This is a genomic window from Aquiflexum sp. (assembly GCF_041749095.1).
Lineage (GTDB): Bacteria > Bacteroidota > Bacteroidia > Cytophagales > Cyclobacteriaceae > Aquiflexum.
The window spans coordinates 1-8,910 of sequence record NZ_JBGTCA010000099.1 but is presented as its reverse complement, the minus strand read 5'-3'; the positions used below and the strand labels follow the sequence as shown (position 1 = coordinate 8,910).

Annotated in this window: 9 protein-coding genes and 1 pseudogene; 3 read left to right on the top strand and 7 right to left on the bottom strand. The window is 39.2% G+C overall.

Features of this window, described 5'->3' with window-relative positions:
- Positions 1-20: 20 nt before the first annotated feature.
- The 5 genes and pseudogenes from panB to ACEW8O_RS05250 all read right to left on the bottom strand — a co-directional run.
- Positions 21-842 (bottom strand): 3-methyl-2-oxobutanoate hydroxymethyltransferase, encoded by an 822-nt coding sequence (gene panB / locus ACEW8O_RS05270; RefSeq protein WP_373493575.1) that lies wholly within the window; start codon positions 840-842, stop codon positions 21-23.
- A 7-nt stretch (positions 843-849) separates the two neighbouring features.
- Entirely contained in the window at positions 850-1,353 is a 504-nt protein-coding gene (locus ACEW8O_RS05265; protein WP_373493574.1) for a phosphoribosyltransferase family protein, read from the bottom strand.
- Positions 1,354-1,438: 85 nt separating this feature from the next.
- A complete protein-coding gene (rsgA, locus tag ACEW8O_RS05260; RefSeq protein ID WP_373493573.1) occupies positions 1,439-2,362 on the bottom strand; it encodes a ribosome small subunit-dependent GTPase A in 924 nt (307 codons plus the stop codon).
- Complete coding sequence (locus ACEW8O_RS05255) at positions 2,359-3,618, bottom strand: 3-deoxy-D-manno-octulosonic acid transferase (RefSeq protein ID WP_373493572.1); 1,260 nt, start codon at positions 3,616-3,618, stop codon at positions 2,359-2,361. The genes rsgA and ACEW8O_RS05255 overlap by 4 nt, the downstream gene beginning before the upstream one ends.
- A gap of 126 nt (positions 3,619-3,744) precedes the next feature.
- A pseudogene (locus ACEW8O_RS05250) lies at positions 3,745-4,038 on the bottom strand (redoxin domain-containing protein); the annotation flags it as partial.
- A 371-nt stretch (positions 4,039-4,409) separates the two neighbouring features.
- On the opposite strand from ACEW8O_RS05250, the gene ACEW8O_RS05245 reads away from it, so the two are divergent.
- On the top strand, positions 4,410-4,895 hold the full coding sequence (locus tag ACEW8O_RS05245; RefSeq protein WP_373493571.1) for a low molecular weight protein-tyrosine-phosphatase: 486 nt from the start codon (positions 4,410-4,412) through the stop codon (positions 4,893-4,895).
- Entirely contained in the window at positions 4,888-5,760 is an 873-nt protein-coding gene (locus tag ACEW8O_RS05240) for a fructosamine kinase family protein (protein ID WP_373493570.1), read from the top strand. The genes ACEW8O_RS05245 and ACEW8O_RS05240 overlap by 8 nt, the downstream gene beginning before the upstream one ends.
- A 223-nt stretch (positions 5,761-5,983) precedes the next feature.
- On the opposite strand, the gene ACEW8O_RS05235 is transcribed toward ACEW8O_RS05240, so the two are convergent.
- Positions 5,984-7,258, bottom strand: a complete 1,275-nt coding sequence (locus tag ACEW8O_RS05235) for an aspartate kinase (RefSeq protein WP_373493569.1) — start codon at positions 7,256-7,258, stop codon at positions 5,984-5,986.
- 57 nt (positions 7,259-7,315) lie between these two features.
- On the opposite strand from ACEW8O_RS05235, the gene fbp reads away from it, so the two are divergent.
- A complete protein-coding gene (gene fbp, locus ACEW8O_RS05230) occupies positions 7,316-8,356 on the top strand; it encodes a class 1 fructose-bisphosphatase (protein WP_373493568.1) in 1,041 nt (346 codons plus the stop codon).
- 49 nt (positions 8,357-8,405) lie between these two features.
- On the opposite strand, the gene ACEW8O_RS05225 is transcribed toward fbp, so the two are convergent.
- A complete protein-coding gene (locus ACEW8O_RS05225; protein ID WP_373493567.1) occupies positions 8,406-8,714 on the bottom strand; it encodes a hypothetical protein in 309 nt (102 codons plus the stop codon).
- Between the last annotated feature and the right edge of the window lie 196 nt (positions 8,715-8,910).

The following is an 8,910-nucleotide window of genomic DNA, read 5'->3' as shown; positions in this document are numbered from 1 at the left end:
ATGGAAATCAAAAAAACCCATCAATAGCTTTCACTCTCATTGGGGAATTCCAGGGATTTCACATCTCTAATATAGTCCTGAACCGCCTTTGTCATCACAGACTGAAGGTTTGCATATTGCCTCAAAAATCTTGGTTTGAATTCCTGATTGATGCCCAACATGTCATGCACCACCAAAACCTGCCCATCAACATCAGGTCCCGCACCGATTCCAATGACAGGGATTGAAACAGATTCTGCAACTATTTTGGCAAAACTTGCAGGGATTTTTTCCAGAACAATTGCAAAACAACCACATTCCTCCAACAATTTTGCGTCTTCCAATAATTTTTTGGCCTCAGCTTCTTCCTTCGCCCTGACGGTATAGGTACCGAATTTATAAATTGACTGAGGCGTAAGACCCAAATGCCCCATAACAGGAACTCCTGCACTGAGAATCCTCACTACAGATTCCCTGATTTCAGATCCTCCTTCCACTTTGACTGCATGGGCGCCTGACTCCTTCATAATCCTGATAGCAGACCTCAATGCCTCAGAACTGTTACCTTGATAAGATCCGAACGGTATATCCACCACTACAAAAGCCCTTTTCACCGCCCTGACCACAGAAGTGGCATGATAAATCATTTGATCCAAAGTAATCGGAAGGGTGGTCTCATGGCCTGCCATCACATTGGAGGCGGAATCACCCACCAAAATGATATCAATACCTGCGGCATCCACAATTCCTGCCATGGAAAAATCGTATGCGGTCAACATGGAGATTTTCTCCCCACGTGTTTTCATTTCCTGCAGGATATGCGTGGTGATTCTTTTGATATTGGAGGATTGGTGGAGAGACATGGGTGTATCAGTGAAGGTGTACGGAGTGATTGTCTGAAGATAAATCTACAGTAATGTGTTCATTTAATGTGGTAGCCAATTCCAATCCTGTGTAATCAGGAGTGACAGGAAAGAGTTTGTGGCTTCTGTTCACCAAAACAGCCACTTCCATTTTTTTGATGGGTAAATCCAAAAATGGTTTGAGGGCATAAACCAAGGTTTTGCCGGTATTAAGCACATCATCCACCACCAACACGCATTTATTATTCAGATCGATATTTTCTGAAAGTTTCACCTCTCCCCTATTGACATCAGCTTTATCCAAATGGATTTCAATCACTTTGACATCCAAATGGGAAATATCTCTTAGGCTTTTTGCAAGAAATCCTGCCAGAATAAAACCCATACCGGTGATTCCCGCAAAAATAATTTCATCTTCAAATGCATTCCGTTCATAAACTTCATAAGCCATGCGGGTGATCTTTTGCGTGATCTGCTTGTGGTTTAGCACCAAGGCCTTGGTTTCTGTCATCTTAATTAGCGGGATTTTGATGGAAATCGAAAATTAAAGCAATTGAGGTAGGATTCAAAGGTTTTTTAAAAATGGGCGAATTATTTCAACGCCTGTCATCCTCCTCATACAGGATATTCAAATAGCTTTCATACCTGTATGGATGAATATAGCCTTCTTCCAGTTTTTGGAGAACGACACAATCAGGTTCATTGATATGTTGGCAATTGTTATACCTGCACTGCCCAAGGTATTGTCTTATCTCGACAAAGTAATGGGACAACTCAAAATCATCTATATCCAAAATTCCAAATTCCTTTATTCCCGGTGTATCGATCAGATATCCATCATCTTCCATTTCAAACATCTCCGCAAAAGTGGTGGTATGGACTCCTTTTGCACTGAACTTGGAAATTTCTTTGGTGGACTGTGTTGCATTCGGCACCAATTTGTTGAGCAAAGTAGATTTCCCTACTCCTGAATGTCCGGAAATAAGGGTAGTCTTCCCTTTGAGGCTTTCCCTAAAAAGCACATCGAGATCCTTATCATTTATCGCAGAAATTTCCAAAACCGGGTATCCTAAGGGATCATAAATTTCATGTAATAGCTCCAAAAAATCTTTATCCTTTTCCTTTTTGATCAGATCAGTTTTATTGACTACAATAGTTGCAGGAATACGGAAGCTCTCTGTACTGACCAGAAACCGATCTATAAAACCAAGGGAAGTCCTAGGCTGTGCAATAGTCACCATCAAAAATGCCTGATCAATATTGGAGGCTATGATATGGGAGAAATGAGTTTTTCTGGTGGATTTTCTGATGATGTAATTCTCCCTTGGAAGTATATCATTGATCACAGATGAAGCTTGGCCGGCTTCCATTTCAAGTTCCACATAATCCCCGACAGCTATTGGATTGGTGAGTCTGAGCTCGTCCTGTTTGAATTTGCCTCTGAGTCTTGAATTGATAAGACCCTCTTCGGTCTTGACCGTGTACCAACTTCCCGTGGATTTGATTACCCTTCCTTTCATTTCTTATCCAAGATTGACACTACCTTATCCATTATTTTTTTTGAACTGCCCAAATTCTCCTCCAGCAGTTTTCTAGCTCCATCCTGAGCTTCCAGATATGCGTTTCTTTCTGACAAAGATTGAATGGTTTTTTGTAATTCACGGAAATCATTTACCTGAAATGAGCAGCCAAAGGACTTGCTTACATCTGCCTCGGGAAATTTACCCACCTTTTTGAGAGTACCATAAATAACGGGTATTCCATAAGCTAAGGGTTCAAGGATATTGTGAAGACCCTTACCGAAGGCTCCGCCAACGTATGCAGTTTCAGCAAATTGATATAGGGAGGATAACATCCCGATATTGTCAATGAAAATAACAACCACTTCTTTTTCAGTGGGTAAATCAGAATATTTTAGAGTGGTTTTTTTGATTTGTTGCTGCCAGGCTGAAATCTGTTCGGCATCTATATCATGTGGGGCAATGATCCAATTGTAATGATCATCCTGGTTGATCATTGGAATAATCAAACCCATATCCTCATCCCAAACAGAACCTGCAACGATACTAGGTTTATTTCCGAAATTGGATTTCAATTCAGGAAATGATCTGGGATGAAGGGCAATTGTATGAACCCTATCATACCTTGTGTCACCTGTAATTGAAGTCTCCCTATATCCTGCATTTTCCAACAGGTTTTGTGTCCTCTCGTTTTGACAAAATATGTGGTCAAAAGAAAAAAGAATCTTTCTGAAAAATCCCCCATAAGATTTGAAATAAATCTGTTCATCTCTCATCGATGCTGAGAAAAGGAAGAGCGGAATATTCCTATTCCTTGCTTCCAGAATGTGATTGGCCCAAAGGTCATATTTTACAAAAAAGGCTACTTGCGGATTCAGGATTTCCAAAAATCTTTTAGCATTGCCTGGAGTATCAAATGGCAGATAGGTAATAAAGTCGATATCTTCTTGAGGTTTTTCACTGACATGGTCAAAGCCAGATGGGCTGAAAAAACTTACTACAATACCATATTCAAGGAATCTTTTTTTGAACTCCGAAATGACCGGCTTTGCCTGCTCAAATTCCCCCAATGAGGCAACATGAAACCAGGCCACAGGTTTTTTAAAATCCAACCTGAACAGTTCCAGTTTTTCAAAAAGATCCTTGCGTCCTTCAACCAGTTTTTCAAGCCTGGGGTGGGACCCCTTCGAAAAATCCGCCAACTTGGAGAAAGTGCGGATGGAAAAATCATACAGGGGTTTTTCAAAAGATTTCAATGCCGAATTTATTTATTTCCCCCATCAATCCCGAAAATTCAGTTGTGTCATTGAATCCATACTCCATAGAGTAAAGTTATTTCAAAGTATCTGTAAAACAAAAAAAGCTTTTCAATCAAAATGTCAGTAAGTTACACCATCAATACCACCTTGGTCCTTAGAAGTCATCAACCAAGCCAAATGGGGTTCTTCAGAATCTGTAGAAGCACCGACGACTGCAACTCCCCTACGTTCAAACTCATCCAGTTTTTCCTGAAAGGCTAGGATTTCGGTTGGACAAACGAAAGTAAAGTCCTTGGGATAAAAAAAGAATACCACTTCCTTGATCCCGATAAATTGATCAAGAGAAAAGCTTTCTACAATTTCTTCACCATTGATGACTGCCGGAGCTGAAAACAATGACGCTTTTTTTCCTTCTAATTACTTAATATATATGATTTAATTTAAATATTTTGGATGATTCTTACCGAAAACGGACATTATTGAAAATTACACAATAAAACATTCGAATTCTTTTCGATTTGATACGCAAAGATAGCTATTTATGAAAAAACATCAGAAAGAAAGCAGAATAATATTTGGTTCATTTGGGAAAAGTCATTGTCCACTTTCTTTCAAATGCACAGAATCAAACATTTTGGATAACTTTAACAGTAATTGGTTAGAGGTTCGGAATTTTATTCCGAAAAAGTTTTTAAGATTTTCAAATTAAGTTTAATCCTTTATTCTCTTCATCGGCATTTTTTTTTAACTTGTACCTTACATTAAAATTAAAGATCCTCTTTTTGAAAATGGTAAAAGTCTTGTTCGTCTGTTTGGGTAATATTTGTAGGTCACCACTTGCTGAGGCAATTTTTAACCATAAAATCAAATTAATGGCACTTGAAGATAAATTCATGAGTGACAGCTGTGGCACCTCTGATTACCACATCGGCGAATTACCTGATGAAAGAACCCTCCTTTGTGCCAGAAAACATGATATCCAGATCCACCACCGAGCGCGACAGCTAAACAGGGTAGATATTAGGGAATTCGATTACCTGATTGCGATGGATTTTTCGAATAAGAAAAATATCCAAAATCTAATGAACTGCTTCAACATGGAACATAATCAGATTTTTTTGATGAGAAAGTTTCAGCCAAATGCGGATCATATTGAAGTTCCGGACCCATATTATGGGGGAGAAGATGGGTTTGAAAATGTTTACCATATTTTAGACAATAGCATAGACCATTTTCTGGAGCATCTCAAAGTAGAGCATAACATTTATGTTTGAGAGTCCGGAATATTTTGAAAAAATTCTTTTTCTGAGTCTTGGGCAAAGTCCTGATATCAAACAAGTAAAGTTAATCGCCGCAGGAAATATCAATCAGGGTATTTATTTGAAGACTTCTTCAGGGTCTTATTTTTTGAAGTCAAATTTTCAATTAAATTCCGAAATCTTTGAAAAAGAAGCTGATGGCTTACAGATGCTCCGGTCTTACTGTCCTTTACAAATTCCCAAAGTCTTTCAGGTAGGAAAGATGGAAGACAGAAATTTTTTGTTGATGGAATGGATTTCAGCAGACAGGACCAACCCTGTATATTGGCAGGAACTCGGAGTGGGCCTGGCCCAATTACACATGGCGACCCAAGAGTCCTTTGGCTATGCAAAAGACAATTTCATCGCTTCCATTGTCCAACTAAATAGCCCAACGAGTTCTTGGCATGAGTTTTTTATTGAAAACAGACTGGAGCCACTTGCGGGAAAAGCCTATTATGAAGGGCTAATGAGTTTGGATTTTCTCAAAAAATTTAAAAAAACTTACCCCGTTCTGGAGAATATTTTTCCAAAAGAAAAACCCGCACTTCTCCATGGTGACCTGTGGTCAGGGAATATCATGCGTGGCAAAAATGGAAGCCCCTCCCTTATTGACCCTGCTGTATATTATGGACACCGGGAAATGGATTTGGCTTTTTCTAGGATGTTTGGTGGATTTGATGCGGATTTCTATAAATCCTATGAAACAGTTTTCCCACTTGAACCTGGCTTTGAAGAAAGATTGCCTGTTTACAACCTCTATCCCTTATTGGTCCACCTCTTGCTTTTTGGCAAAAGCTATCTCACAGGAATTGAAAGGACTGTGGATAGGTTGATATAAATTGGAGGTTATTTGGTTGTCTTACTTTTAATTTTTTTCAAAAGCCTTATTAAATTACAATAGTCACGGGATATTTATAGATACCTGCCTGCCGCAGGCGGGTTGGATATGGATTGATATTCTAAAGGACTTCATCCCATCTTTGTAATTTTAATACTTCCTGGTGAATAGCCTTGACTCGAATATTGAATTTTACTTGAAAAGCAAGTTTTCTCATATAGCTTTATATATGGGAATTTTTGACCAATACTTGGAATGTTGTCCTCGTCGTCTGTTCCAGCAAAACTTCTTTGTTTTGCATCAATTCATCCATCAAACTCGGATTATGGTTTTTGACGGTGATCAGTTGAAGGTTTTCATTGTACCTGATTTCGAATTGGTTTCTTTGATTTTGAATGAGTTTTTCCAGCTTAAAAAGTTCTTTTTCAATTACAATGGAAATAGATATCGCAGAAATTTGGAGAAGATTCACTCTCAGTTTAAGCTTCTCTAGCTCGGTATAAACTGAATGGATATGGGATTCATTGATAAAGGTGAAATCCGTCACTTTGAAGCTTACCAAAATCTGTTCGTCTTTGACGACAATGCAGGGAACTGTATTTACTGGATGGACATGATGGATTTTAGTTCCCGACCTATCAGGATGAATAAATGACTTTACATAAAGCGGAATTGATAGATTGGCCAAGGGCTTGATAGTTTTGGGATGGATGACAGAAGCACCGTAATAGGTCAGTTCTGCTGCCTCCTTATAATCTAGCTCATCGAATTTAACAGCATCAGGAAAACGTTTTGGATCGGCATTGAGGACGCCATCCACATCTTTCCAAATGGTCACGGCACTGGCCCGCATCCCATGAGCCAATATGGAGGCTGTAAAATCCGATCCCTCCCGTCCCAAGGTAGTGGTACGGCCTTTCTCATCAGCACCTATAAATCCCTGGGTAACCACAGGAAACTGTGCTAATTTGGGTGTTACTATTTTTTCACAAAGTTTTACAGTAGCCTCCCAATCCACTTTTGCAAACCTGAAATCACTATTTGTCCTTATCACCTCCCTGGCATCCTGCCAAATACAAAAAAGTCCTTTGGCACAAAGGTATTCCTGGACTATCCTCGAAGAAACCAATTCGCCGAATGAAACTACAGAATCATAAAAACTGTCATAATTTCCCTGAGTCAAATCCCCTTCAAGTATCCTATCCAATTGCGAAAAATAATTTTTGACCGTGGGGAAAATCAGGCTACCTAAATCAAAAAGTTCCTCACAAATTTTCAGATGAAATTCCATTATTTTTGTACTATTTGTAGAATAGGATTTACCCGCTAATTTTAAAGCCAAAATTTCCTCCAAGGCATTGGTGGTCTTCCCCATGGCCGAAACCACAATAATTGTATTATTCCGCAATCGATTGAATACAATTTCATACAAGTTTTTTATAGATTCGGCATCTTTTACCGATGCGCCTCCAAATTTGAAAACAAAAGTTTTTGCCATTGAAATAAATTTGTAATTTTCAGGAGTTAAATTATTTAATAGTATTTTTCCAACATTATGAAGACAAAGCTATATACACCCAGCGATTCAACCATTGCCTATTCTGTAGGAACCACTTTGGACAGGTTTATCAAAATCAAACAAAATGAATTTTCTTTTGCATCAGGAGAATTATCCCAGATTTTAAGGGACATTGCCCTGGCTGCAAAGATAGTAAATCGGGAGACTAACCGTGCAGGTCTAGCGAATATTGGCGGAGCTTTTGGGCAAACCAATGTTCAGGGCGAAGAACAGCAAAAATTGGATGTTATTGCCAATATCAGGTTTACTAGGGCCCTCACCAAGGGTGGTGAGGTATGTGCCGTGGTATCAGAAGAAGACGATGAAGTGATAGACCTACAGAACGGATCCGGCAAGTATGTAGTCGCCATCGACCCTTTGGACGGTTCTTCTAACATTGACGTCAATATCTCGATCGGTACTATTTTTTCCATTTACAGGAGAGTGACCCCTATCGGTAGTCCCATTCAGCCGGAAGACATTATGCAATCGGGCAACCAACAAGTGGCGGCGGGATATGTACTTTATGGTTCTTCCACGATGCTTGTCTATACCACAGGACACGGCGTCAACGGATTTACTTATGAGCCTTCTTTAGGTGAATTTTTCCTTTCCCACCCCAATATGTGCGCTCCTAAGGATGGGGACATTTACAGTATCAATGAAGGCACTTCCAACCTTTTTGAACCCGGACTAAAAATCTATATTGAAAAGTGTAAAGAAAGGCAGTTCAGTGCCAGGTACATCGGAAGTTTAGTAGCCGATTTCCATAGAAACTTACTCAAAGGAGGAATTTACATTTATCCCGCAACCTCGAAATCGCCCAAAGGGAAACTGAGGTTACTGTATGAGGCGAATGCCCTGGCTTTTATTGCAGAACAGGCCGGGGGAATGGCAACTGATGGTTTTGGACGGATTTTGGATATACAACCAACCTCTTTACATCAAAGAACTCCACTCTATATTGGTTCTCCTGATATGGTGGTCGAGGCTGAGAATTACCTTAAAGCTTCTCAGGAAAAAGTGGCCGAAAAATAAAAAAGCTAACGCCTGGTATTTTGACGGTAATAAAATGAGTGGATAGAAATCAACTTCCTGAATACCTATTTCTTATCTCAATTTTGAGTATTTGTCTCTCAACCAATGCTTTGGCAAGATCGAAAGCCATCATTTCAGGATCAGATTCGTGGAGGATCGCTTTGAGTTTGTTTTCTCCTAAATCTATCCTGTAGCAAACTTGAAGAAGTTTTTCAAAGTCCCTGTTGAGCATTTGATGGATGACCGGTGTCATCAATGCAACTAATTCCTCTTCTGTTGAAAGCTTATCAGGGATTTTCAGATAGAAGTTTTTTTCTAAAAGAAGGGCGGTATCCTGGATAACAAGTTGGTCAGTCATGTCATTACTTAGAGTAAGCTATTAGTCATGCCATGACTCAAAGTCATGGCATGACTCTCGACTTTGGTTCTTTACTACATAAATAATAAAAAAGGCTGTAAATTTTGTTTTACGGCCTTTTATTTTGATATTTATATCTAGTTAAACCACTAGATATGGGATATAAAACCAAAGTCCAGCTCATCAAGAGATTGAA